General features: G+C 31.2%; 24 protein-coding genes and 5 pseudogenes. 13 read left to right on the forward strand and 16 right to left on the reverse strand.

Translation table 11 applies throughout. The annotated features are described in order from the left end of the window. Positions 1–404 precede the first annotated feature (404 nt). Entirely contained in the window at positions 405–2555 is a 2151-nt protein-coding gene (locus OTBS_RS07585; protein ID WP_011944992.1) for a hypothetical protein, read from the forward strand. Positions 2556–2844: 289 nt separating this feature from the next. On the opposite strand, the gene OTBS_RS07590 is transcribed toward OTBS_RS07585, so the two are convergent. Then, on the reverse strand, positions 2845–3651 hold the full coding sequence (locus tag OTBS_RS07590) for a DNA adenine methylase (protein WP_011944665.1): 807 nt from the start codon (positions 3649–3651) through the stop codon (positions 2845–2847). A 717-nt stretch (positions 3652–4368) separates the two neighbouring features. Here OTBS_RS07590 and OTBS_RS16920 point away from each other — a divergent pair. The 4 genes from OTBS_RS16920 to OTBS_RS14535 all read left to right on the forward strand — a co-directional run bounded on the left by OTBS_RS16920 (position 4369) and on the right by OTBS_RS14535 (position 8311). After that, positions 4369–4623, forward strand: coding sequence for a hypothetical protein (locus tag OTBS_RS16920; protein WP_011944844.1), 255 nt, complete (start codon positions 4369–4371; stop codon positions 4621–4623). Between the two features lie 76 nt (positions 4624–4699). Further along, positions 4700–5971: an ATP-binding protein gene (locus OTBS_RS16925; RefSeq protein WP_232488977.1), complete on the forward strand. Its 1272-nt coding sequence runs from the start codon at positions 4700–4702 to the stop codon at positions 5969–5971. Between the two features lie 133 nt (positions 5972–6104). Continuing rightward, positions 6105–6680: an HD domain-containing protein gene (locus OTBS_RS07605; RefSeq protein ID WP_011944994.1), complete on the forward strand. Its 576-nt coding sequence runs from the start codon at positions 6105–6107 to the stop codon at positions 6678–6680. A gap of 392 nt (positions 6681–7072) precedes the next feature. After that, entirely contained in the window at positions 7073–8311 is a 1239-nt protein-coding gene (locus tag OTBS_RS14535) for a hypothetical protein (protein ID WP_157866427.1), read from the forward strand. Here the strand turns inward: OTBS_RS14535 and OTBS_RS14540 are convergent. Continuing rightward, positions 8271–8366: pseudogene (locus OTBS_RS14540) on the reverse strand (IS5/IS1182 family transposase); the annotation flags it as partial. The gene OTBS_RS14535 and the pseudogene OTBS_RS14540 overlap by 41 nt on opposite strands. A gap of 401 nt (positions 8367–8767) precedes the next feature. Between OTBS_RS14540 and OTBS_RS16930 the strand changes: the two are divergent. The 3 genes and pseudogenes from OTBS_RS16930 (at position 8768) to xth (ending at position 10438) form a co-directional block, all read left to right on the forward strand. After that, positions 8768–9037: a hypothetical protein gene (locus OTBS_RS16930; RefSeq protein ID WP_232488978.1), complete on the forward strand. Its 270-nt coding sequence runs from the start codon at positions 8768–8770 to the stop codon at positions 9035–9037. Positions 9038–9307: 270 nt separating this feature from the next. Then, positions 9308–9490, forward strand: a pseudogene (locus OTBS_RS07615) (bifunctional (p)ppGpp synthetase/guanosine-3',5'-bis(diphosphate) 3'-pyrophosphohydrolase); the annotation flags it as partial. 162 nt (positions 9491–9652) lie between these two features. Then, positions 9653–10438, forward strand: coding sequence for an exodeoxyribonuclease III (gene xth, locus OTBS_RS07620; RefSeq protein ID WP_011944995.1), 786 nt, complete (start codon positions 9653–9655; stop codon positions 10436–10438). A 41-nt stretch (positions 10439–10479) separates the two neighbouring features. On the opposite strand, the pseudogene OTBS_RS07625 reads toward xth, so the two are convergent. Then, positions 10480–10934, reverse strand: a pseudogene (locus OTBS_RS07625) (conjugal transfer protein TraD). A 274-nt stretch (positions 10935–11208) separates the two neighbouring features. Here OTBS_RS07625 and OTBS_RS14940 point away from each other — a divergent pair. The 5 genes from OTBS_RS14940 to OTBS_RS16935 all read left to right on the forward strand — a co-directional run bounded on the left by OTBS_RS14940 (position 11209) and on the right by OTBS_RS16935 (position 16668). Further along, the gene (locus OTBS_RS14940) at positions 11209–11442 is read left to right on the forward strand and encodes a hypothetical protein (protein WP_162097307.1); all 234 of its coding nucleotides are present in this window, start codon (positions 11209–11211) and stop codon (positions 11440–11442) included. Further along, positions 11420–12529, forward strand: coding sequence for a MobA/MobL family protein (locus OTBS_RS17710; protein WP_269763918.1), 1110 nt, complete (start codon positions 11420–11422; stop codon positions 12527–12529). Before OTBS_RS14940 ends, OTBS_RS17710 begins: the two co-directional genes overlap by 23 nt. Then, complete coding sequence (locus OTBS_RS17715; protein WP_050897545.1) at positions 12514–14064, forward strand: AAA family ATPase; 1551 nt, start codon at positions 12514–12516, stop codon at positions 14062–14064. The genes OTBS_RS17710 and OTBS_RS17715 overlap by 16 nt, the downstream gene beginning before the upstream one ends. 629 nt (positions 14065–14693) lie before the next feature. Further along, positions 14694–15404 (forward strand): hypothetical protein, encoded by a 711-nt coding sequence (locus tag OTBS_RS14550; protein WP_041621174.1) that lies wholly within the window; start codon positions 14694–14696, stop codon positions 15402–15404. Continuing rightward, positions 15349–16668 carry a toprim domain-containing protein gene (locus OTBS_RS16935; RefSeq protein ID WP_041621173.1) on the forward strand — a complete coding sequence of 440 codons (1320 nt, stop codon included), beginning with the start codon at positions 15349–15351 and terminating at the stop codon, positions 16666–16668. The genes OTBS_RS14550 and OTBS_RS16935 overlap by 56 nt, the downstream gene beginning before the upstream one ends. On the opposite strand, the gene OTBS_RS14560 is transcribed toward OTBS_RS16935, so the two are convergent. The 13 genes and pseudogenes from OTBS_RS14560 to OTBS_RS07705 form a co-directional block, all read right to left on the reverse strand. Then, on the reverse strand, positions 16646–16744 hold the full coding sequence (locus tag OTBS_RS14560) for a type IV secretion system DNA-binding domain-containing protein (protein ID WP_157866333.1): 99 nt from the start codon (positions 16742–16744) through the stop codon (positions 16646–16648). The two genes, OTBS_RS16935 and OTBS_RS14560, sit on opposite strands and share 23 nt — an antisense overlap. 38 nt (positions 16745–16782) lie before the next feature. Continuing rightward, a complete protein-coding gene (locus OTBS_RS14565) occupies positions 16783–17298 on the reverse strand; it encodes a TraD N-terminal domain-containing protein (RefSeq protein WP_232488891.1) in 516 nt (171 codons plus the stop codon). Next, a complete protein-coding gene (locus OTBS_RS07650) occupies positions 17298–18332 on the reverse strand; it encodes a tetratricopeptide repeat protein (protein ID WP_232488890.1) in 1035 nt (344 codons plus the stop codon). The genes OTBS_RS14565 and OTBS_RS07650 overlap by 1 nt, the downstream gene beginning before the upstream one ends. A gap of 33 nt (positions 18333–18365) precedes the next feature. After that, on the reverse strand, positions 18366–18542 hold the full coding sequence (locus OTBS_RS18485) for a hypothetical protein (protein WP_193777005.1): 177 nt from the start codon (positions 18540–18542) through the stop codon (positions 18366–18368). Between the two features lie 20 nt (positions 18543–18562). Beyond that, positions 18563–20254, reverse strand: a pseudogene (gene traN / locus OTBS_RS18490) (conjugal transfer protein TraN). After that, positions 20251–20571: a type-F conjugative transfer system pilin assembly protein TrbC gene (gene trbC / locus OTBS_RS07670; RefSeq protein WP_011944350.1), complete on the reverse strand. Its 321-nt coding sequence runs from the start codon at positions 20569–20571 to the stop codon at positions 20251–20253. The pseudogene traN and the gene trbC overlap by 4 nt, the downstream one beginning before the upstream one ends. A gap of 80 nt (positions 20572–20651) precedes the next feature. Continuing rightward, positions 20652–21475: pseudogene (locus tag OTBS_RS07675) on the reverse strand (TraU family protein); the annotation flags it as partial. Between the two features lie 52 nt (positions 21476–21527). Then, complete coding sequence (locus OTBS_RS07680; RefSeq protein ID WP_011944249.1) at positions 21528–21818, reverse strand: hypothetical protein; 291 nt, start codon at positions 21816–21818, stop codon at positions 21528–21530. Then, complete coding sequence (locus OTBS_RS07685) at positions 21818–22282, reverse strand: TrbI/VirB10 family protein (protein WP_011944248.1); 465 nt, start codon at positions 22280–22282, stop codon at positions 21818–21820. Before OTBS_RS07685 ends, OTBS_RS07680 begins: the two co-directional genes overlap by 1 nt. 111 nt (positions 22283–22393) lie before the next feature. After that, on the reverse strand, positions 22394–22795 hold the full coding sequence (locus OTBS_RS07690; protein WP_011944247.1) for a hypothetical protein: 402 nt from the start codon (positions 22793–22795) through the stop codon (positions 22394–22396). Next, complete coding sequence (locus OTBS_RS07695) at positions 22792–23343, reverse strand: TraE/TraK family type IV conjugative transfer system protein (protein WP_011944688.1); 552 nt, start codon at positions 23341–23343, stop codon at positions 22792–22794. Before OTBS_RS07695 ends, OTBS_RS07690 begins: the two co-directional genes overlap by 4 nt. Continuing rightward, entirely contained in the window at positions 23343–23678 is a 336-nt protein-coding gene (locus OTBS_RS07700) for a hypothetical protein (RefSeq protein WP_011944246.1), read from the reverse strand. The genes OTBS_RS07695 and OTBS_RS07700 overlap by 1 nt, the downstream gene beginning before the upstream one ends. 125 nt (positions 23679–23803) lie before the next feature. Beyond that, positions 23804–24547, reverse strand: coding sequence for a tyrosine-type recombinase/integrase (locus OTBS_RS07705; RefSeq protein WP_011944997.1), 744 nt, complete (start codon positions 24545–24547; stop codon positions 23804–23806). Positions 24548–24684: the final 137 nt, after the last annotated feature.

Here is a 24684-nt window from a genome sequence, read left to right on the forward strand (position 1 = left end):
ATATCTAAACATAGCAAAACCTAGGAAGAATAAGTGTTATAGTTCTTTTAATACTTATGTATAGATTAAACATTTATCGTCGTAGATTCTTTGTTTAAAATACTTGCTACATGTTTCTACTAAGAAAGAATCTCTGCTAGATAGATAATAATAGTTTCACTTGGTTTTTTATGTACCTTTTTTGTAATGTTACACTATAGTTGCAATACTTTCTATTCATACAGTTTGTCATACTTTTTATCTCAAATTCTGGTTATTATAGCTAACTTGAATTTATTAAGTTAGCTGTTTGTTCACTTTTCCTATTGCTTCGTATTTTGCAATTTTCTTAATTGACTTTAATATTTTTTACAATTATACATTTAGTATAAAATTTTAAACAGAGATTAAGGATTATTAAATATATGATATCAGATGAAATACTAAACAAAGCTTTTTGGCATGTGGAAGAAGGTAATAAAGAAGAGCTTCTAAAATTACTAGCCTTGCATCATCAATTAGTTTATTTTGTGTCTAAATTGAACAATGATACACTACTCATAACAGCGTTTAAGTATCTAAGAGAGGACATCATCGAAGCTCTATTAATTCATGGAGCTGATATCACTGTTAAAAATGAGAATGGTATACCTGCTATAATGTGTATTTACATTACTGAACGTACTGATTTAACTACTGAGGAGTACGATAATACTGCATTACGTATATCAAAAAAATATCTTTCTCTTGATGAAAAGGCTAAACTTTATTCAGATGACTACACTAATTTGCTACTTAACAGCACTAAAGCTAAGTTTCCAGTATATTGTAATGATGATGGATATGATCATACTACTATACTAACAAAAATTATACAGAGAAATTTAGTACAGTCTGCAGAATGGTTTATTAAAAACTTTCAACTTAATCAAAATGAGATAGCAGAAAGCCTTATAGCAGGTACCATCAGAATGTCTAGCGGTAACTTAACTAGTACTGAAGTAAGAAATGTAGAATTTTTACTAGAAAAACATTTGAATCTAATAGATGAAAACTCAAAGTGCGCTAATAATTTAGCAGAAATGCTCTTTCAAGAAAAATTCTATAAGGAAGATACGTACTTTGATATGATTTTTACTGAATTTCACAGGTTGCAAAGTGGTCAATCTATTGGACATTATGGATATATGGTTTATCATGATATTCATTTATTAGTTGCAAAGATATTAATAAAATTTGGAATTGATTTACAAAAATATGAATCATACGTTGAAAATTTAGCATCTGTACATGATAGCCTTATTCCGCTATTATGCGAGCAAATCGATACATATGATTATCAATCGTACTTTAAAAACCTACCTAATAATGTTAAGGAGCTATTGAAGTCTGAACTTCCTAATTCATCAGGACCTTTTTTTGGATTAGGAGCATTAGATAGCGATGATGAGTCATACTATAATATTACAGATCCACGTGATGTATTTATTAATCGCAGAATATATAGCAAAATAGAAGATGCATTCATATTGGAATCTACTAAGAAAAAAATATTACAGCTTACTAAAGTTAGTAGTATTCTTTCTAAGATAAAACATACTAAAGATTACGAAGATTCTCAGATTTTAGCTGAAGATTTACCTATTACAATAGATGTAGTATTAAATAGAATCGATTATCTAAGAAAAAAAGATAATGCTCAAGAATCTGATAAACAAGAAATTGAAGCTCTATCAAACTTTATTAGCAATAAAATTATCTTATCTGTTGCAACTGATGAAGAAGCTATAGATGTATGCAATAACTTCATAGAATATTTTATGAATAAATGTAACAGCAAGACACGTTTTGAAGAGTTCTTGAATGAAAATATGCTAGAAGATAAAGCTAATAAGGCTCTTAAATTTATGCTATATCAAACAACAGAAGATAGTTTTAAAACAAATATTTCTAGCTTAGCAACTAAAATTATAGAACTAACAAATGGAATAGTACTTCCATTTGACATTGATTTTTTAAATTTAAATGATACTAATTCAAAAATAGTAGATATTGATTATGATAAACAAATCTTAATAAAAAATAACCTAAAAGTATTCAGTTCTCCGAATACATATCGCCTTCCTAATGTTGATAAATTAGAAGAATTATCATCAGAGTATAATAGTCCTGATATGTGTCAGTATTATAAAAATCATCTAGAAGCATTTAATCCAATATCAATGTTGTTAGAGATCGCTCATGATGAAGATAAATTATCTGAGCAAAAGCAAGCTTTTAGTAATGACTATGCAAATATAAAATCAAAAGCTGAAGAGCAGAGTTCAGATCCATTAAAATTAACGCAAGTAATGTCAAAATTAACACATATAACTCTAGTTATTGATGAGTCTCTTAATTTATGTATGAAATTAAGCAAATATTTAAATATTAGTCCACTTAAGCTATTACTTAAAGAGTATCAAGATAAGTATGCTTTATTATCTGAAGAGTATAACAATGTATTGATGGAGCATAATGATGAACAGGGCGTTATTGGTGATATAGAAATTGAATCGAGTAGTATAGATTTGTAAAAAAGCTTGCAAAATAACTTGGTTTAGTTTTATAAGAGGTATATTAAATTTATTAAATACAAAGGTTGATATAAGAAAGGTATTAAAATATAGGAAAGGTAAGGATGATAGGATTTTTTGCTTATGGATAGTGTTAAACATTATTTTTTCTTGATAATGCGCTTTCTATTAAGTATAAAATCTTTACTAAATGCATCATAACAGTTCTACTTGTTTCTTTTTATGAATCTAGTAGTTTTTAATACGCCTTCTTTATTCTTTTTTTTCTATTTTTTATATCGAGCTCTGGTTAATTATAGTTAGTAATGATTAGCTCATTAACGAGATTTCGCTGTTCATTGATTGAGTATGTAACTCCAATATGAGTGATGAATAACTCTTTGTATAAGTCTCTAATAAAGGCAGTATTATTATTTGAGATCATAATCTTAACACCTTTATTGTTTAGTTCATAAACAAAATCTCGTAGTCTGATTTGCTCTTTGTCATCAAATGGGACTCTAGTGTAGAACCGTTCTCCTGATTGGTGATAAGGTGGATCAAGATAAACGAAGTCACCTTTTTTAGGTTCTATAAACGAAAAATCCATAGCGCAAATTGATACACCAGCCAGAAGGTTACTACATTTATTTATTCTAGAGCAAATATGAAGCTTAAGATATCGCTTATCAGAAAATGTTTGAGCGGATGTGCCGTCTCTGTTTAGCCTATAAATTCCCCTAAAGGAATATTTATTAAGATATATAAATTTTGCCGTGATATCATTAGGATCATTACTATAATAATTGTCTCTTATTTTATAGTAGTAATTTTCAGAATGATTTTTGTGATATAGATTTAGTAATCTATTGACCTCATTTGGATTCTTTTTTACAGCGTGATAACTAGTAATTAAGTCGAGATTAATATCAGACAAAAAACATTGTTTAAACAGATGCCTAACTTGAAAAAATAAAGCCCCACATCCAAGGAATGGTTCATAGTAATTATAGTATGGCCCTGAAGGAAGATGCTCTATTAATTTATTAACAATTCTCCTTTTACCTCCAACCCAGTGAAGAAAAGGCTTTAGTTCATTAGAAATTGCTATTGACACAAGAATTTTTGATTAATTAAATCTCTACTATGAATTATAGCAGAAAATAAGCCTTAAAGCCAGTAATAATAACTGCTGCAGAGCTTTTTTTATAAATCTTTTTTGAATGATGTTTTTGAAGCTAGAGATACAATGTGATAATTTTGCATCTACTTTAAAAAAGATGAAAAAAAATTTCATAAATATGACAAAAAGTCATGTACTGATAAAAATTGAAATGATACTGTATACCTGATATTATCTGAGATTCAAGATTTAGATAATATTTAGCTAGAGGTTATTTCATTAAAACTTCAAAATCTGCTATTAAAGGTATAAATGAATCTCTAGCTACTCTTTAATCACTACTTCAAACAGCAAAAGTAATGCTATGGTTATTAATGGCCTAATTATTTTAGGCTATCTCAATTTATAACTCAAGATTAATAATAAATATATAATTGTTAAATATTATGCTGGTTTTAAAAGGTAAAGTATGCATATACAAGTCTTAAACAATGCGATAATTTCGCATCAATGTGTAATATTATGAAAAAAAATTTCATAAATATGACAAAAAGTCATGTACTGATAAAAATCGAAATGATACTGTATACCTGATATTATCTGAGATTTAAGATTTAGATAATATTCTGATAGAGATTAAAACTTAAACCGCAAAATTTTCTTTTTAATCTCTAGGAAGCAATTTAACAACTTAAATAGCAGGAGAATTCTATGCCTATAGAAGACGAAGGTCAAAATAAAATCAATAAATTAACTGAAAAATTATCTACAGAGGGAATTAATAGCACAACAATAAAACAGATAGATGCTGAAATGCAAAAACTATACTGCCAGCTAGAGGAATCTGAGGAAGTAAGCATAAATTGCATAGAGTGGATACAATATTTTAGGCTAATAGTAAATAACTACGACAGAAAAAAAGTAAATATAATAGCTTCTCTAAGTAGAGTGATTTTTTTTATTTAGACAATACATAGCATCAACAAATGTAAGGATTGAAACATTTAACATAGAATTGCTAATAAATAATACCGTTATCAGAATGAGGAAACATTTTGAAAATGAGAATATAAAGCTAAATGTTCAAAATGACATAAAGACGGTTCTGATTGGAGATAGTTTTAGAATAAAAGCAGTAATAAGTCAGTTAATTGGTAGTGCTATTATAAATAGTAGTAAGCATAGCAAGATTACTATTAACATCAATCAGTATTCAGAAATATTACAATTTACAGTACAAAATATAGTACTAAGCCCTTCTAAAGAAAAATTAGAAAGAATAAATTCCGAACTAGAGAATTTGAATTTGGTAACATATCAAGAACTAGGAGAAGGATTAGCATTTATTAAACATCTTATACATCAGCTAAAAGGAAGGCTAAGAGCAAAAGAGGAAAATAATTACATAACTTTTGCATTTGAAGTTCCAATAACTAGTTTTAACTCTTCTTTTGGCGAATGTTATGAAAAAAAAATAAGTAACCAATGGATAGTACAAATCCCTTCAATGCTAATTACGTTGGTAAATGGAGAAAGGGAGAATATCGATGAATATATAGAGATAATAACAAAGTTAAGAAAAGCTAAGTATCAGGTCGAGGTAGCTGAATCATTGAAAGAATATTGTGTGAATCTGATACAGAATATCAAATATAGATTTAATATTGCAACTAGTGAAATTGTAAGGCTAGCAAGCGAGATCATGTTAAGTGATTCAAAAAATAAAGATAAGCTGAAAACAATATTAAATCGAGCAGTAAATCTCCAAGAGTACTGTAATGATGTAGTTTACACGCTTAGAAGCGAAATTGAGAATGAAAATTTATGTTTAAAAAAATTTAGCATACAAAAGTTAGTAAAGGATGCTGTCAGGAGACTAGAAGACATTGCAAAAGAGAAAGATATAAAAATCAATTACAATTTTCAGTACAAAATGAAGGATATTGTGATTGGAAATAGTGATCACTTACAAGCTATATTAAGTCAATTAATAGGAGGAGTCATTAGATTTAATCACAGCTACAAGGTTATAATTACAGTTCATTTGTTTACTGTAAAAAATTATATAAAAAGCGATAACATACTACAATTTAGAATACACGATAAAGGAAGCGGTATTTCAAAAGAAAAATTAGGGAATATAAAAGCTAAATTAGCTGATTTTGACTTGGTAAGAGACTGTCCGCTAATGCTTGAATCAGGATTATGGTTTGTAAATTACCTTATTAATCAACTTAATGGAGAAATGGAAATAGAGAGTGAAAAAGACAAGTTTACAACCATTACTTGCAATATTCCAGTACAACTTTTTTAATCAAAAATAACACATTTTAATGACTTAAAAATTCACAATTTATTTGCTTCTTTTGCAGTTTTTATCTGAGATTGGAGTATATAAAAAGTTTAAATTATGGTATAATTTATTAAAGATTATTTAGAGATGGAAAATGATAGACTTTTATAGCGAGAGCTTACTAAATAAGCTGTTTAGAATCAACGTAAGATTTAACACTAAAATTGATCTTGATAAAGTTGAAAAAGCAATATTTTATGCCAAAAAATATCATGACAAACAACTTCGAGATACAGGAGAGCCATATTATATGCATCCATTAGAAGTAGCTGATATGGTATCAGACTACAGTTTTGAAACAGATACGATTATTACAGCAATACTACATGATACCATCGAAGACACAACACTAACTAAAGAAAAAATAGGTCAAGAATTTGGTAATAATATTGCAGAACAGGTTTCAGACCTCACCAGGATTAAGGATAATAAAAAAATTAGTTCTAGAGAAATGATTCAAACATTTTATAGGCAAAATAAAACAGAACTATTATTAATTAAGCTTTTCGATCGATTCCATAATATTCAGACTATATCAATAAAACCTTATGAAAAAAGACAAAAAATTGTCATTGAAACTCAGCAAGAATTTATACCTCTTGCTCAATACCTTAATCTACCAGAGATTGCCATAGAGCTAAATAAATACTGTGAGCTTTATGCTAGTTAGAATGCAAACTTTTTCTAACTAGCATACATAGCATTAACATATATCTCTATTTGCACAATGGAGTATAGCTGCTTGGCATAGATATATTATCTTTCTGGATCATCAATTAATAATAGACCTCTTTTTAACTTTTTCTTATCCTAATCTTGCGTTACAAGTATAATTCTTATTCTTGTTATCGTCTAACCTATCACTTTATATCAAACTCTAGTTTATATAAATAACTGCATATCAAAACTTAGAATGGTTTAATGGATGTTTCAAATTAATTTAATTTTATTAGGGTTTTTGTTTGACTTTGAATCAAGTAATGCTATGTTTGTATTATTATTTGTTTAGAAAATGAGTATATAGGAAGCGTTTTATTTAATGAATTAATAAAGGGAGCTTATATGCTATCTAGAAAAAAAGCATCTAAAAAAAAAGATAGTTTATATACTTTCAACGAATACCTTGATAACAAAGATAACTTAGCAACAAAATCATTAGAAGGTCATCCGTGGTCTAAGAAATTTTTAAGTAAAATTTTTCAGATCAATCGGAAAAGTGCTTACTCAAATGAAGATTTTGATGAATTCATTTCTAAGCTAGACTTAGATAACTTAGAAAAACTACTATATCCAGCTAGAATAATAAAAGCTACCAATATCACAAGTATGTTATTCAGTTTGAATAGCGCGATCAATCCAGATGTATTAGCAGACACATTAACCGTATTAACTTCAAATATTGATATATTAAAAAACTTATACACCTTAGACATACCTTTTTCTGCTATTTCCAGTAAGTTATCTCGTATAGAATCTAAGGTACCAGGTATTTTAAAAAAGGTATTGGAAGGTTCTAAGACAATGCTGCCAAATCTGAATAAAAACACATATGAAGAAATATGTAAAAAAAGAGCAGATGTTCTGAATTTTGTAAAAAAAATCAAAATAAAGTCTGATGCAATTAACAGTGCTAATGATGATGTTGATAATAATATTACGAATCAGACAACGATAGAACAAAATCCATTAGACCTATACATTGCCAACAACAATAAATTAAAAGGTAGTTTATGGTCTACGAAATTTTTTTTAAGTAAAATTTTTCAGACCAATCGGAAAAGTGCTTGCTCAAATGGAAATTTTGATAAATTCATTTCTAAGCTAGACTTAGATAACTTAGAAAAACTACTATATCCAGCTAGAATAATAGAAGCTACCAATATCACAAATATGTTATCCAGGTTGAATAGGATGATCAATCTAGATGTATTAGCAAAAACATTAACCGTATTAACTTCAAATATTTATATGTTAAAAAACTTATACACCTTAGGCAGATCTTTTTCTACTATTTCCGGTAAGTTATGTCATATAGGATCTAGTGCTCCATATTGTTTGGACAAACTATTTACATTTCTTAAGATAGAAATAGAATTACAGAAAAATGACGAAGATTTTTTAACATCTTTAAAAATATGTGTACAGAAATTAGATTTTGTGAAAAATAAGGGTCAAGAAACTCGTAAAAACGTCATAGATATAATGCTCAAAAAACATAGCAATATTCAAGAAATAAATAATAGACCTCTTTCGAAACTGGTTAAGGTAGTTCAAAATTATAAATGCCAAAGATCAAAATAAATCTAAGAACGAATCTTTTACGTCTATTTCGATATTTGTAAGCAATAATTTTGAACTACCTTTAACCAGTTTCGAAAGAGGTCTAATGATAATGACGAAAAAATAAACGAAACAGTACATGAATTAACAAATAACTTAACAATCAATAATACTCGATCTCAGATAATAGATAAACACAGAGAAGATGATATTGAAACCAATAGTGATGAGATAAATACGCATAGTAATAGTCAAGAATTAGCAGCTAACATATCAAATTCTGCGCTAGTAGCTTGTGATATATTAAATAGGGAGCTAGTTATAGATGATGATGATAATAATATTAAAGAAATAGAACTGGACTTAAACAATGACATTACACATCAATTTGAAAATCAATCTCAACCGATAGAAAGCTATCAAGAAAATAATATTGAAAATCTGCAAATAATAAGACAGACACATACTGAAGAAGTTATGCAATCAGTAAAAAAGCGAAAATCATGTTATGATGAGCATGAAGATCTTTACACTCGTAAACGTCAGTGTAGCAATCCTGAGCTGAATAGCGATCATGGCACAGAAGTAGCATTAGATAAGCTAGCAGATAGCATTAATGTAGATTGTCCTACTTCTGTCACTATTAGTCATCTAGCAGGCAAATCGACTTACATCCTTAGTGATACCGAAGAATCGATTTACATCCTTAGTGATATAGCATGGTATTCGGATTACATCTTGGAATAAGTCTCAAAAAAGATATCAGATTAAGTAAGAATTAATAGCAACTCCAGTTTAGGACAATAAAAAGAGATGGAAAGTATCAGTCAAAAGCTATACAAGAGATAATATACAGTTAGAATTGTATATTATCTCTTGTATATAGTTTCAACTAATAACGGTTTATTATTGCTTATAACGCAAATTTAGGATAAATAAAAGTATGAAAGCCATAATACAGAAGCCCTACAAATGCCAGAACATTTTAAGAATGTAATTGCTCTTGAACAAAAACTACTATTACTAATTAAACTCTTCGATAGATTTGATAATATTAAAACTATATTCATAAAGCTGCTTAAAAGAAGACAAAAAATCCTTATTGAAACTCAACAAGAATTTATACCTCTTGCTGAATACCTTAATCTGGCAGAGATTGCTGTAGAGCTAAATAAATACTGTAAGCTTTATGCTAGTTAATGTATGTGTTTCAAAGCATATATTCTAATATTAAGATAGAGTTATATAAACTATTGATATCAAGAATAGTAATTGTTGTAACGTTTTCTTGAATTATTAACATAAAAAGGCAAAAGTACGAAACAGGAAAATATAGCACAATAGAAAAAATTAACTTTCAAAATGAAAATAATTACTTGGAACATTAACTCTATTAGGATACGTATACATCTTTTACAAAAATTAGTTCATCTATATAATCCAGATATTATTGCTTTACAAGAGACAAAAGTAGAAGACAGGCTGTTTCCAGTAACAGAATGCATAAATTTGGGATATAAATATATTACTTATAGTGGACAAAAATCTTATAATGGAGTAGCAATCTTATCCAGAATTTCATTTGAATCTACGTTTGTAATAAATCTATATAATGATGAAAAAAGGCATATTGCTATTAACATAGGAGAGTTAAGCATCCATAATTTTTATGTGCCTGCAGGAGGAGATATTCCGGATGCAAATGTAAATATAAAGTTTAAGCATAAATTATGCTATGTTGATTTTATGAATGCTTGGTTTTTGAATAATAAGTCTAAAAAAGATAAGATTATACTGCTTGGAGACCTTAATATTGCGCCATTAGAAAGCGATGTATGGTCAAGTTATCAATTACGCAATGTTGTGTCTCATACAGATATTGAACGAAAAAAATTAATGCATAATATTACTAGCTTTGATTGGATTGATGCAGTGCGCTTTTTTTCAGGTAAACACGAAAAATTGTATTCATGGTGGAGCTATCGAAATATTGACTGGAGCAAATCCGATCGCGGCCGCAGGCTAGATCATATATGGATTAGTCACCCTTTAGAATCCAAAATTAAATCTTGTATAATCATCAAAGATGCCAGGGGATGGGATATGCCATCTGATCATGTTCCAGTTATGCTAGAAATAGAAACTTAAATGCTATATCAACCTACTGCAGTATACTAAGTATTTAAAAACTAAGATACAAGCTCAAGTTTATACTGAACATTGAGAAGGCCATTCTTTAAGGCCTCAATGTCCTTAACATTGCCGCACCATTCTTGACGAAAACTGTTCCATTTTAAGCCATGAAGGCGAATGTGGTGCTTAGTGTTTTCGTCTGGTTCAGAGGAAAATTTTAAAATCACAGCAGCTTTATTTTGCTGTTCTTTATCAAAAATATCTTTACCGATTGTAGTCCAATGATTCTGAACATTTGGATGTTGTGTTAAAGTTTCTTTTAGTGAAACAATTGCACCAAATAAAGTGTTTGTCTGTAAGTGATCAAGCTTAGCCTTAGCGACTAGTCCACCCATTTCGATAAGACGTCGAGTACGCATTTTACGTTCTTTGATTTTGAGGTTAACCTCATCCATGATTAGCTTAGCTTTTTTTGTTGGAGAGTAATTTTTTGCTGCATAAGATTTGCCATGTTAGTAATTCAGAAAGATAAAAAAATCAGGCAAGAATATATCAAAATAAAATTCCAGTAAAGAAAAAAACCGCACCTGCCAAACCAACATCAAATAATTATAGTCAAAAAAACGTGAATTCAGGTTAGAAGCTTCATTAAAGAATAAGCTTATACGCAATATGTAAACTTGAAAGTTTACTGCTAAAAAATGGGTGCCAATTAGCCGATTGAGTGTTAAAAAAAGCAGTTTGTACTGGCAAAATCAAAAAACTCATGCTAACCTGAAACTCAGGTGAGGATTGGAGTTGAAATGGCAATACAGTTTGCAAGGATTGAATTTTTAAGTAGAATCAAAGGAGGAGATAGTTGTCGTAAGGCAGCGTATAATGCAAGAACTATTGTTAAAAACGAGAAGACAAATGTAAGTTATAACTTCTCTTGTAAAAAAGATAACGTATATCATACAGTGCTGATACCAGCTTATGTAAATCAAAAATTCAAGAATGTCCAAACAATTAATGAATGAGGTTGAACAAACAGAAAAACGAAGAAACAGTCAGCTATTGAAGGATATCGTAATAGCACTGCCAGACGATAAGGAATTGAATTTAGAGCATAGAATAGAAATAACTCATCAAATAGTTGATGCAATGGGGGAATGGGTGCAAAATGGTCTTGGAGTACAGATAGACATTCATAAGCCTCATAGAGGAGATAAAAACTGGCATGCGCACATATTGGTTACTACAAGAAGATTTAGAGAAGATGGAACTGGTTTAGGTGATAAAGCAGTAAATTTAAACCCAAAATGCATAACATTAAGTAATGGCAAAAAGTTTGTTATTCGAGATTCCGAGATGATTCATGAAAAAGTGAAGGAAATAATTAATGCATATTTTGCTAAATTAGGCTTAACAAATAGAGTTGATAAGATAAGTGCAGTACCGCAAGAGCATATTGGCCCTACTAGAATTAGGGGTTTAATTAATGAAGTTGCAAATGAAAATGAGTTACGTAAAGAGGCTAATTTAAAAATTATTAAGGATGTTGATGTAATAACGGATGCTATAACACATTACAAATCTATTTTTACTAAGCAGGATATTGAAAAAGCAGTAAAAGATATACCAGACCTAACAGAAAGGGGAATGTTAGTTCAGCAAGTGTTCAGTTCAAATAGAATACTAGAGTTATATCATGATGATGGTGAAAGTAGCAAATATTTTACTACAACTGATGTTAGAGACGAGGAAGTAAGAATAATAAGAATAGCTAATAAAATCAATAATCAAGTTTATTACAACGATATTTACAATCTTAAAAGTGATATAGAAGGTCTAGCAAATGTTAGTGAAGAACAGAAACAAGCTCTAAGGCATATTTTGCTTAGCACTAGTGGAGTTAGAGTACTAAGAGGAAGAGCTGGAACAGGTAAATCCACTGTTTTAGCAAAAGCATATAAAATTGCAACAAATCGTGGACAAAATGTTATTGGACTTGCTCCTACTCATAAAGCGGTATCAGAGCTGAGGAGCAAAGGTTATAAGGAAGTCTATACAGTAAAAGGATTTTTGTATAATCGAAAAAAAAAATTTTTATGCAAAATAGGTTAATAGTAGTAGATGAAGCTGGAATGGTTGCTACTAGAGAATATGCAGAGCTGTTTAGAGTAGTTAGAAACAATAATTGTCAACTGATACTTGCTGGAGATGAAAAGCAGTTAGCTTCAATAGAAAGAGGCGGAATGTTTGAGATGCTGAGTAATATTTTCAGTTCACATATTTTAGTGAATATTCGAAGACAAAGTGAAAACTGGAGCAGAGAAGCAGCAACAAAGTTTGCTGAGAGTAATATTTTAAGCGGTATAACATTACTGAGACAAAATAAATGTATTAAGTTTGATAATACGTTGCAGGACTCAATGAGTAAGTTAAGATACAACTGGAGTCTAAGCAAGTTTAAGCTACATGAAAAATTGGTAATTACAGTACGTAATAAAGAGGTAGACATTCTTAATTCAAGTATTAGATCTTTGTTAAAAGCTAATGGCACGCTACAAGGCACAGAATATAGGCGTTCAATAGCTGGAAGGAAAGAGTCCTACATGGCTGGAGATCGAATTGTATTTCAAAAAAGCGATAAGGATTTACAAATACAAAATAGTGAATTTGCAACTTTAACTTCGGTTAATAAAAATGAATTTGTAGCTAAGACAGATGCAGGACAAGATGTGAGTTTTGACCCAAGCAAAATACAATTTAAACATGGTTATGCAAGTACTGTTTATAAGGCCCAGGGAGCTTCTATAAAAGATGTATACGTTTTACATAATGGAGTAAGTAATATAAGCAGCTCATACGTAGCTATGACAAGGCATATAGAGAAATTACAGCTATATTGCAATAAGGAAGCAACTAGAAGCATTAACAGCTTAATAAATCAGCTTAGCAGACCAAATGATAAATCAGCTAGCATAACTCTGAAAACTGCTCATGATTTGGAGAAAGCACGGACAAAGACAACTGTTTTTAGTAAAATCGAAAACTGGTTTAAGTCTATAATCAATGATATCAATGATAGATCTCATGTGAATGAAGAATATTATCACTTTACTGCTAAACCAGAGCAAGAAGCTAAAGTAGAAAGAGTCCAGCAAGAGAATTGCATAAAGCAATGTACCACCAAAGATATTTCTACTCCATTGTTTATGCAAATCAAAGAACAAAGACAGTACAATTATGATGTAACCATTTTGTCTGCAGAAGGAAAAACGATATCAAGTTTTCAGGAAGCTGGCATTGATAGCAGAATGGTATATAGCTCAAATGTTAATAATTTGAAGTACTATCAACCATTTCAAGGAGAAAAGATTCTTATAGCTGCAAATAATGATAAACAGAATAAAGAATATGTAAGCACTATAAACGATGCTGCAAAAGTACTGAAAAGTAAAGGAGCAATCACTAGCATCGTAGTTCCTTCAGAAGGTGAAGATTTTAACGAAATGCTAAAAAATAAAGGAGCCACAGCTGTTAAGGAGCTTGTGATACCTGAAATCATGAAATTAGTTAATAATCAGAACGTAAAAACAGACCCTGAACAAATTGTAAAAACTGATATATCTCCAAAAATTGGAGTTAGACGGTAGTACTGAAGATAGAAATTACACACATGCCTACGTAAAAATAGTAAATAAACAAATAAAGCTCTAATTTAGTGTCAAATAGTTGAGAAATTTAGACTCCAAAGATTATTATTGAAAAATCTAATCTTACTATGTATTATTAAACTAACTTAGATTTGTAGTGATTAAGTATAGTATACATAATAATTGATGCAACTATAATAAAACTAATATACTCTTCTGTCGCACTATGGCAATAATACTGACCATGGCGTCTTAATCTTGTGTTTAATCTTATAATTGCATCAATTATTGTGTATATCTACGTCTTATTTTTATATCGCAGCTTTAACCAATAAATACTTAATCTAGAATTATACCGTCAGTATATCTTAATACTCCAATTATTGCTACTTCTTTTATTAACTATTCAAGTTAAAGTAATAGATATAAAACATCTCACAGTATAATCTATGTAATTCGCATTATGCCACGCTAAGAGAATACTGAAAGCATTTGAACTTTTGCAAGCTCTACATTTAACAGGAAAACTATCTCAATAATCACTTAGCAATAAAATTATAATTCAAACGGTAAAAATAGCAAATGTTTATACCGCAAAACAATTTAGTGACGCGAAGGTGAGGTTTTATATGACTGACAAAATCAATGATTCAAATAATTTCAATAACATTCATAATTCAAAAACAGAGATAGAAAATTCTAAGGCTAACAGCTGGAACCACAACGTGGCTGTAAAGTTGATAAATGGTGATATTGCTGATGGTATAGTGCTGCTTAGTGATCATAATAGCTTAAAGGCTAATAACACTCTGAAAGAATCAATAAACCAATTAATCAATGATTGGAAAAATAGTAAAGTTGAGCCGCATGACCGCTTGATAATTGCTGGTCATAAGGAAGCTGAAAATATTAATCAACACATCAGAAATTATATGAAGGAAAATGGTGATCTAAAAGGCCCAGAATACAGCATTTTAATTTCAGGAGCTGAATCAAAAAAATATGCTAACTACATGGCTGGAGACAGAATTATTTTTCAAACAAACGATAAGGATTTACAAATACAAAACAGTGAATTTGCAACTCTAGTATCAATTGATGAAAATAAGTTTGTAGCTAAGACAGATACAGGAAACGAGGTAAGCTTTGATTTGAATAAAATAAGCTTTAAACATGGATATGCTACGACAATTTGTAACCCACAAACGGCTTTCAAAAAAGATGTATATGTTCTTCATAATAATGGTGTAGGCATAGAAAGTTCTAACATAAGCATGATAGGGAATGCAGAGCAAGTACGGCTGTACTACAACGTGCAAGCTACGAAAAAATGTTGCTAATCTAATAGAGCAGCTTAGCACAGCTAAGACAGAGTCTATGAATTCAAAAGATGAGAATAATAATGTTCAAGCAAATGAAGTAAGGCAATATCAATCTGCTCAAAACTATAGACAAAACGATTATTATTCAAATAGCCAGGAAGAACTACAAAAATTGAGGGATGCAATAGCTTATAGAGCTGACACTATAGCTCGTGATGTTCTTGGAGATCCAAATAAGCGCCTATCTAGACATGGAAGAATACGTTGGGGAGACACTGGCAAAATACAAGTAACCACCGAGGGCAAATACGCTGGAAAATGGTATGACTTTAGTACAGGACAAAAGGGTGATTTATTATCCCTGGTTCAAAGAGAAAAAGGATACAGCTTTTTTGAGGCAAAGGAATATTTGAAAACTATAGTTGGAATGTCTAATATTAGCCAACGGTATCATAGACAGCTTAGGACTGACGATTCTCAACAATATACTCAACAACCTGAAAGTGTTAAAATCGCAAAAGTTCAAAACTTGTATGAACTATCAAGCAGAATACATGGTTATGATATAGATAAGAATCCACATGCAGAAGTAGTAAACAAGTATCTTGAAAATCGTGATATTACTTTTGACAAAAGCACTGCAAGTTCAGACTTAAAAGCAAGTATACTGTTTGATACTCAAACGAGAGAAAATTATCCAGCATTTACAGCATTTGCAAGAAATTCAAAAGGAGAAATTACCGGAGTACAGGCTGTATATCTAAATTTGGCAGGAGATAAGGCGAATATTTCAATTAACAGAAGATCTTTCGGTAAAATCAGTGGATCGTTCATAACAATAGCAAAACGAAATGCGAATGACCCTAATATAACAATTATAGCAGAAGGCGCCGAAACAGCATTGAGCTTGCAGCAATCAGGCATTAAAGGTAATATCATTGCTAGTGCAGGAATTTCGAATTTGACAAATTATTCACCATTTCCTGGTGAAAAAATCATCATTGCAGCAGATAATGATAGCAAAAATTCTATAACTAATAATACTGTAATTAAAGCTGCAAAAACGTTAGAAATGAAGGGAGCGATAACTTGTATAGTCAAACCACCAGAAAATGGTGATTTTAATAATCTTCTGCAAACTTGTGGAGACCAGTCAATTAGAGACATTATAGAACCTGAAATTACTAAACTGACTAAGGCAGTTGAAACAACCAAACTTACTCAAACAGAAAATAATAGTATAGCAAAACAAAATGATATTACGAATGTTGCAGTTCATTAAGCATATTAGTTTTACCAGTACCTGTTGTTCCAGTAATAAGAATGTGTAACCTTTCACTATTCTTTACTAATGGCAAGCCTCTAAAACAGATTTTTGAGGCCTTTTTAGCGTTTTTTAGTATTTTAGATAGGCATTGGGATACTCTACAAAATCAGCGCCTCTAATTTTGGCCTTAATAATCGTTTTTTTACCTTGAGCCTTAAAGAAAACAATTGAGATTATTACACCAATAGCAAAAACAATTAATCCTTCTAACAATGCTGAATTGATTAAGAATTCCCATAATTGCTGTATTTTAAATCCATGTTGACCTGTATAAAATTCATGTAGAAAGTCCTGAGCATTGAGGTGTATCCATTTTTTAAACCTTAAACTATAAAATACGATTCCTATTTGATCGATATCATAAAAATGTTCACCAATTGTTAGCTTAAGCTGTACATATCGCTCAATTGCAAAATAATACAAACTGCTCAGAAAAACTTTTTGATATAATCGACATATAATCCAGAATATCGATAATCCTAACCCAATTGTAAAAACATTGGCACTACCTTGCCCAAACATTCTTAACTTATGAGCAAATAACTGCGATCCCCTTGTGAAATTGCCTTGATTCTGAAAATTCATCAAGAGTATTTTTTCAAAATCTGTAGTTTTTGCTCATACTCTTTTACTCCAGTAAAATTCTCTAATTCTGTTAACTTTTTAAACATTGCTTCGTATTCTGCAATGATATTAGGATTATATTTAATAGCTAAGTTAAAATTCTCCTTAGCTTTTGAGTACTGTCCTAAACTTACTAATGAAATTCCTTTTTCAAGATAGTTTTCAGCAAAATTAGGTTTGTACTTAATAGCGATAGCAATGTCAAAATTTTCTATCGCTTTTTGGTGTTTACCTAATTTCTCAAAAATCATTCCTCTACGGTAGTAAGCCTCTGCACAATTTGGATTGTATTTAATTGCTAGATTGCAGCTTTCTATTGCTTCAGAATACCTTTTTAACATACTTAGCACATAACCTTTATTACAGTATGCTGTTGCATCATTAGGATCGTATTTAATAGCTAAATCAAAATGTTCTATTGCTTTCTGAAATTGTCCTAAAAATGCTAAAGTTAATCCTTTATTATGATATGCTTCTGAATAATTTGGTCTGTATCTAATAGCTGTATCATAGTTTTCAATAGCTTCTTGAATGTAGCCTAAATACATTAACGCTATACCTTTGTTATAATAAGCTTCTGGATTATCTGATCTGTACTTAATAGCAATATCAAAATTTTCCAGCGCATCTTCATACTTTCCTAATATAGCCAAAGAAACTCCTTTATTATTATAAGCTTCTGCAAAATGAGGTTTATACTTAATTGCAAGATTACAAAGTGTTATAGCCTCTTTATCTTTTTCTAACTTCCCATAAGATGCTCCTTTGTTATTATAAGCTTCTGCAAAATCAGGTTTGTTCTTAATAGCTAAATTATAATTTTCTATAGCTTCTTTCTGCTCTGATTTTTCTTGATATAGCTTTCTATGTAAGCTATTAGCAGGCTCATTAGCATTAATCAGTTGGTAATCAAGTAGAGTAGCTAGTTGCCACATAGTAGCAAACTTATGAGCCTTCTCCATGATTTGCTTCTGCAATCTTTGAGCTGTAATCACATTTTCGAGCGTTGGATTATCCAGCGCTATACGCTAAGCTCGATTAAATCGCTCCTTTAATTCCTCGATTCTCTGGTCATGAGGCCTACTCATCAACTTAGAATTAGCAGCAGAGTCATCAAGCTCATGACCATGTTTATCATTGTACCATAAAAATCTTGTTGGTGAAGCATCAACAGTGGATAAATGACTAATTAATATCATAAACATTAATAATCTGCTCATTTAGACTAAGTTTGTTGCATACGATGAACTTTATCTTTGATTCCTGCAATAATGTCTTTGTTCATGCTGTTTTGAGCCTTAGTGAGTATATCTCCAAATAGTTCATCCATATTGATTTTAGTGAAATCAACTTTTTGTAACTCTTCAACAGTAAGGCCTCTACACTTTGGACATTCAGGTGTACCGAAGTCTATTTTTAGCTGCTTTCTTGCTTCTTCCTGAAAAATTCTTGCAAGTTTTGACTGAAAGCAGCAATAAGTAGACTTTCTAGCTAGGCAAATACCCAATATCGGAATTCTTGAAGAACAATAGGTTCCAATGTAATAGCAGTAACCTTTTTTTCTATATAGAGCTAATTCTTGTTCCTTAGATTTGCATTGCGATAAGCCTATATCACGCCCCCAGCCAGTCATTGAAGAGCAGCAATTCAAAAAACTAAATACATCTTTTTTGCATTTTCGATGTTTACCTGAAAATACAGAAACGGGATTTGTTTTAATGTCCTTGCTCATCTGATTTAGCATCGCTAGATGAGCTACCTTAGCTATATCTCTGTTTGGTATAATAGTCGGAGTGTTGCAATTACCTCCTAAACAAAAAATTGAGTTATTACGCAATGATGAGTGTAGCATTGTTTGCTCATCAGTTGAACAGCTATAGTCATGCTGCCATAGTAAACAAATATTTGCTACTGATTTTTGGCAAGTGCTGTTTTTAATTCACAATTTTGAATTTTAAGGTGTTTGCAACCATCTTTTGGATCGCTAGTACAAGAAAAAACAATCTTTTGTTTCCAATATGAACGATTGACTCTAAACTTGTCAAAAAATACTCTATCACCACTCTCATAGTTGAGTCTATTCACCTCATAGCATTCATTACTTTCTATTAATTGTTCAAGTTCAGGCTTTACAACTTGCCAATATTCTGCTACTTCCCTTAGTTCTTGAGTCTTATCTCTGTAGTCATAGCGAAGTATACATATTTTACCTCTTTTTGATATAATATAAACTTTGTTCCAATATGCTCTATAGATACGCCAAGCCTATCAGCAACAGCACTCCTCATTCGTCTTGCAGCCATTTGGCTATCACCTGCTAACTTGTATATTTTTTCATTATTTTTATCTACGTCATGGAAATCTGCACGACCATTAAGCCAATTACTATGATTCTCTACTATTTCTTCTGTTGCAAATTCCATTTGCCGGTTTTGCCAAGAAAGCCATACATTCTCTAATCTGCACTCAACATTTAATTCTCGAATAAGTTCAATGTTAAAATTACTACCTTCATTACAACTTTGAATAATTTCAGTATTAGTTTTACTTGTCTGAGTTACGAAGTTACTGCTATCAAGGGCACTTAAAGGATCAGATTCAATTCTCATTGAATTAGCTATCATATAATTTTGATCGTTGATATTATGTTGAGTTAAGGCATTGTTTTTACTGTTTTCAGCTTGAAATAACATTGCCCCACTTTCTGTACCAAGCTGATTACGGCCATGGTAGGTTAAATCCTCATCATTGTTAGGATAATTGACATTACTACCTTGATGAAATAATTCTTGTGTATTTGAAGAATTTCCAAGATTTACATTATAGTTGCTAGCTTCATTATAACTGCTTTGCATTGAAGCTAAACAACAGCTAATATTGAGCACTATCAAAAAGTTAATATAGATAATAATCTCATTGAGTATTCTCATTCATAATTTCTAATGCTATTGCTAAAGGAATATGGCCAGTTAATTTCTTGGTTAATCCTCTTTTTTCATCATCTATTACTATCACAGGAACAACATCAATTTTATATTGTTCAAACAAGCTAGGATCTATATCGAAGCTAATACCAAGCTCCATAGTTTTATTCTTTGTTTGTGTAAATGAGTTATTAATTAACCCACGCATAATCAATTGAGCTCCAGCCTTTTGAGATTCAGCAAAATAGCTTTTTAAAGCCTCATCACTCATTGAAAATGAGACAAAAATAAAAGTTTTTTGCTGGCCCAAAAAAAAGCATTAGCATTATTAACAAATAATAAAACCATCAACATCATTACTCGTATAACCATATTCCTCTCTAACCCTTATCAAAGCAAACAACAATCTCTTTTTCGCCAAATCAAGTAACCAAAATCTTCACCATTAACTGGAAATTCTCTTCCAGCCTGCCATGTAGCTTCTGTTTGGCCTATGCTCTTGCAGGATCTGGTTTCTGGAATCGGATAAGTCATTTGTAGTCGATACTGACTTTTCTTCATAATAGGCATGGGATACTTGCCACATAAGCCTTTATAACCATAATATCCCCATAACATCAGTTGCCTATGCATTCTAGCCATAAACTTACTTACCATTAATACAGATGTTCCAACTCCACCATTATGCGCCGCAGCTGTTCCAGTAAAAGGGTAAAGCATTCCTTGACATTCAGCACACCAAAAAGCATAATCACTTGCTAATAAACCAGCGCCACAACTCATGCAATCAGCTATACATGCTTGATAAGCAGCTACATTTTGAAACAACAGCGTTTCTGGATTTAAAATCGCAGATTTAGCGTCATCACTCCATAATGGATCAAACTCTGTTAAATATGCTATATCGACTGCAGCCATTTCCAGACAAATAAAATCAAGCAAAATTTCCAGCCAATAAATCACAGGATAGACATACCAATGAATGTGATAAAAAGCACTTCCTTCAGCATCATCTTTCATGCCTTTTTGAGTAGCACTTCCAAATGACAAACCTCCAAGACTTACCATACACATTGGCGACTTTGTAACATCTACAAGGCGTACTGGCTCCCAAAATCCTACCGGAATATACCAGGTACAGGTATTGGAATCCCTGGCTTAGGACAAAGACATATAAGTCTACCAGAAGCATTAGTATCTGGCATTGAAGTGTTTGTAAAGTACAGAGATATAGTAATTTAACCTATATTATCACATAAATCATTTTTAAGTTGCAATATCACTCATTTTTGGTTTTTTAGGTGAAGTGTTAACAACAGCTACACCTTGAACTGCTTTAGATCGCTTACAGTATAGAACACAACGCCTTTTTGATTTAATTTTTGATGTTTCAACTTTCTCAACATTATCAGGGTCAAAAACTCCTTGAGCAGCCATTTTCTTTATTTCATATAAAGACTTACATTTTTGCCCTTTAGGAATTTTACAATCAAAATTACTTTCGAAAAAGAAGCTTGTTAGGCTCATACAGCCCAATAGCAATAATAAAAACTTCATTATAAATGCTCCTCTAACTTTTGTGATTGGTCGAATTTATTATGCAAATTAACTTTTTCATTGTTAGTTGATTGTGAATAAGTTAAATTATGTGGCTTCTTCTTGTGCTCACGTAAGTCAAAACCTTTTTTAAATACAACATCGATGACTCTACCTGACGCAATAAGAACGACTGGGCTCATAGAATCAGCTTGTTTTATAGCAAAATCAGCTAGCTTATCAAAAGCATTACTAGCTCCAGAGTAAGCTCCAGACTGAAGCGCATCTCCAATCTGAAACTCTTGTTGTTGATGACCTCCAGCTACTAGGTTTAAAGTTGGTAGCATATCAGGTTTAATAGCCTTAGCTTGTAGAAACTTAGCAATATTGCTAAATACTCCATTTAATGCAGCCATGCTTGCTATGTTAGACGATTTATCTACCACGATTCCTTTAATTCCAGAACGTCCATCTTCACCTATCAACCAGCCTTCCGCCTTGTTTTCAATAATATCTCCATAATGAAATTTTACTTTGAAGCAGTTTTAATATGCTTGATGCTGAGCTTAACAAGCTTTAAAGTAAAAACTAGCATTTTAAGCTAATTTTATTTTTCCTTTTGAATTATCCTTTTCAGCTTCTTCTGTAGCAGCATTAATAAGCGTTACATGGCTTGGAGTTTTTGGAGTAAAAGTTAACATTAAATCTTGAATTGTTTTGTGTTCTCCTATTACTGTTAAATAAAGCTTCTTTTCTTCTTCTCGTGGAGCAATAAACAAACATCCAGACTCATGAACTACAACTTCGGCTGCATTTTGAGGATACATAAAAATATCATTGATTTTTTCATCTTTAAGATTAATTCTTGTTGGCCCACTATCAGAAATCTCAAGCTTCAGCAAATTATCAACTTCTAACTCATATTCTACCGCATATACATCACTAAACTTGACTAAAGCAATAAACCCTATCATAAACCTCAAAATTCTAATACTCATTTTTTTATTCCATTCTCTTTAACGCCAGTTAACAACAAAAGGTAATTAGGACTTCGCTTGTAAGTCAAAAGGTAAGTCTTATCGACAGCTATATGTTTACTATCGCTAAACCAATAACGAAGCGTTCCACTAATTAATACTCCATCCTTTATCACTTCAACCTTCTTCGGAAAAAAGACTGAAGACACATTTGAGCCTTTAACAAATTGCAAGTGATCATGAAAAAATTTATTTAAAGATTCAGTATTACTAGATGCAACTTTCATGTCTGCTATTTGTCTTTCTACCTCATTTGGAGAAGTAGTAAATAAGAGTTTCGTTACATAAATTGCCCATTCCTTTAAATAGGTTTCATGGTAATTTTTTGATGAAACCATCATTTTACGATCAGGCTCCATTGCTGGAATTAATAACCACTTTTCTTCTTTGGTAATTGCAGCCATTATCGCAATTATATTAGCTGCAGCTAGCAATATAGTTACTGAAAGTAAGCATTTATTATATTTAACCAGCTCTTGTATAGCATTTTGCTTAAAGAGATGATTCATTACTTGCCAACTTTTTTGCCCAAAAGCCTTGGATATCCTAATGGAGCTGGCAATAAACCTTTAGCTACTAAAAAACTTTTTAGCAAAAAATTCTCAGATACCTTCTTAATTTTCTTAAAGCAATAACATAGAGCAATTCCTCCAACCATAAAGGCTAGGCCTAATTTAGCATGCCTGCTGTTTAGTAGTACAATTCCTGGAGCTACTCCAGCTAGCACTACTCCCCATTCGTCAATGCTCAAACCCATATACTTCAACGGCCTCGATAATGCCCAACATAATTTTTGATTTTGTATAATCACCTTCAGCCTCAATTGTAGCATGAGATTTCTCATTCTGCTACTATAATGTTTAAATTAGCTAAATATCTTCAAACACAGATTTTACCTGCAATAATTAGTGTTCATATATGCATGTGCGACATGAAATCGCACTATTCTTACCACAACGTTTATATCAGTCAGATAGTATTATAAATATTATAACTTCTAGCACATTCACTAATTATTTGTATAGCCTTAGACATATACTCTCGTACTAACTCCATACAAGCTATAGTATAAGGTATTGTTGAGTTTGGATTAATATGATTCAATGCTATACTAATTGTCCTCTGACTTTCGCCTGCATCCCCCATACAACTTGCAAACGTCCTTCTTAGATCGTGTATTCTGAAATTTTTTATGCTTGCCTTTTCACAAATTATCTTCCATGCGGTATTTGGATGCGATAAGTGTCCGCTTTCGCTAGTAGAACTTGGTAGTACCCATTTACTTGTAGATATTAATTTCCTTGCTTGCAATATTTCCATTGCCTCATCTGTTAATGGTATATTTTGCGCCTTTCCGTTCTTAGTTTTTGGTATATGCCATATTTTTCTTTCAAAATCTATATTGTCCCATTCCATCTCTAACACATTACTTTTTCTAGCTCCAGTATATAACGCTAGTAATGCAAAATCTCTTATCAATGGACTTGCTTCTCCGCATAATACTTGTAAAAATCTACCCATTTCATCGTAACTTAGACGTCTCTCTCTTGCTTGCAGTTTATGCTGCTCTATCCCTAGAGTAGGATTGTTTTCTATTAATCCCCATTTTATTGCCTTATTAAATATAGTGCGTAAGGTTGCTAGCAATGCATTTGCTGTGGCATATTTTCCCTCTTTGCTGATATCATTGAATATTGGTTCAATATCACTCATTCGAATCTTGCTTATCTTTTTTTCATATAATGCTTGTGCATAAGTATGTACTCTGTCAGCATTCTCTTTCCAGTTTATAGTATATATTTTGGCATACTCTTCAATATACTTCTTTCGAAACTATACAATGATGTAAA

Origin of the sequence: Orientia tsutsugamushi str. Boryong (genome assembly GCF_000063545.1) — a bacterium.
In the GTDB taxonomy this organism is placed as follows: Bacteria; Pseudomonadota; Alphaproteobacteria; order Rickettsiales; family Rickettsiaceae; genus Orientia; species Orientia tsutsugamushi_C.

Bases quoted from the DNA above. Each gene is read 5' to 3' on its own strand.
- OTBS_RS07585 (WP_011944992.1), top strand. From the start codon at position 405: ATGATATCAGATGAAATACTAAACAAAGCTTTTTGGCATGTGGAAGAA.
- OTBS_RS16920 (WP_011944844.1), top strand. From the start codon at position 4,369: ATGCCTATAGAAGACGAAGGTCAAAATAAAATCAATAAATTAACTGAA.
- OTBS_RS16925 (WP_232488977.1), top strand. From the start codon at position 4,700: ATGAGGAAACATTTTGAAAATGAGAATATAAAGCTAAATGTTCAAAAT.
- OTBS_RS07605 (WP_011944994.1), top strand. From the start codon at position 6,105: ATGATAGACTTTTATAGCGAGAGCTTACTAAATAAGCTGTTTAGAATC.
- OTBS_RS14535 (WP_157866427.1), top strand. From the start codon at position 7,073: ATGCTATCTAGAAAAAAAGCATCTAAAAAAAAAGATAGTTTATATACT.
- OTBS_RS16930 (WP_232488978.1), top strand. From the start codon at position 8,768: ATGCAATCAGTAAAAAAGCGAAAATCATGTTATGATGAGCATGAAGAT.
- xth (WP_011944995.1), top strand. From the start codon at position 9,653: ATGAAAATAATTACTTGGAACATTAACTCTATTAGGATACGTATACAT.
- OTBS_RS17710 (WP_269763918.1), top strand. From the start codon at position 11,420: ATGTCCAAACAATTAATGAATGAGGTTGAACAAACAGAAAAACGAAGA.
- OTBS_RS17715 (WP_050897545.1), top strand. From the start codon at position 12,514: ATGCAAAATAGGTTAATAGTAGTAGATGAAGCTGGAATGGTTGCTACT.
- OTBS_RS14550 (WP_041621174.1), top strand. From the start codon at position 14,694: ATGACTGACAAAATCAATGATTCAAATAATTTCAATAACATTCATAAT.
- OTBS_RS16935 (WP_041621173.1), top strand. From the start codon at position 15,349: ATGCAGAGCAAGTACGGCTGTACTACAACGTGCAAGCTACGAAAAAAT.
- OTBS_RS14565 (WP_232488891.1), bottom strand. From the start codon at position 17,298: ATGAATTTTCAGAATCAAGGCAATTTCACAAGGGGATCGCAGTTATTT.
- OTBS_RS18485 (WP_193777005.1), bottom strand. From the start codon at position 18,542: ATGTTTATGATATTAATTAGTCATTTATCCACTGTTGATGCTTCACCA.
- OTBS_RS07680 (WP_011944249.1), bottom strand. From the start codon at position 21,818: ATGAAGTTTTTATTATTGCTATTGGGCTGTATGAGCCTAACAAGCTTC.
- OTBS_RS07690 (WP_011944247.1), bottom strand. From the start codon at position 22,795: ATGAGTATTAGAATTTTGAGGTTTATGATAGGGTTTATTGCTTTAGTC.
- OTBS_RS07695 (WP_011944688.1), bottom strand. From the start codon at position 23,343: ATGAATCATCTCTTTAAGCAAAATGCTATACAAGAGCTGGTTAAATAT.
- OTBS_RS07700 (WP_011944246.1), bottom strand. From the start codon at position 23,678: ATGAGAAATCTCATGCTACAATTGAGGCTGAAGGTGATTATACAAAAT.
- OTBS_RS07705 (WP_011944997.1), bottom strand. From the start codon at position 24,547: ATGAGTGATATTGAACCAATATTCAATGATATCAGCAAAGAGGGAAAA.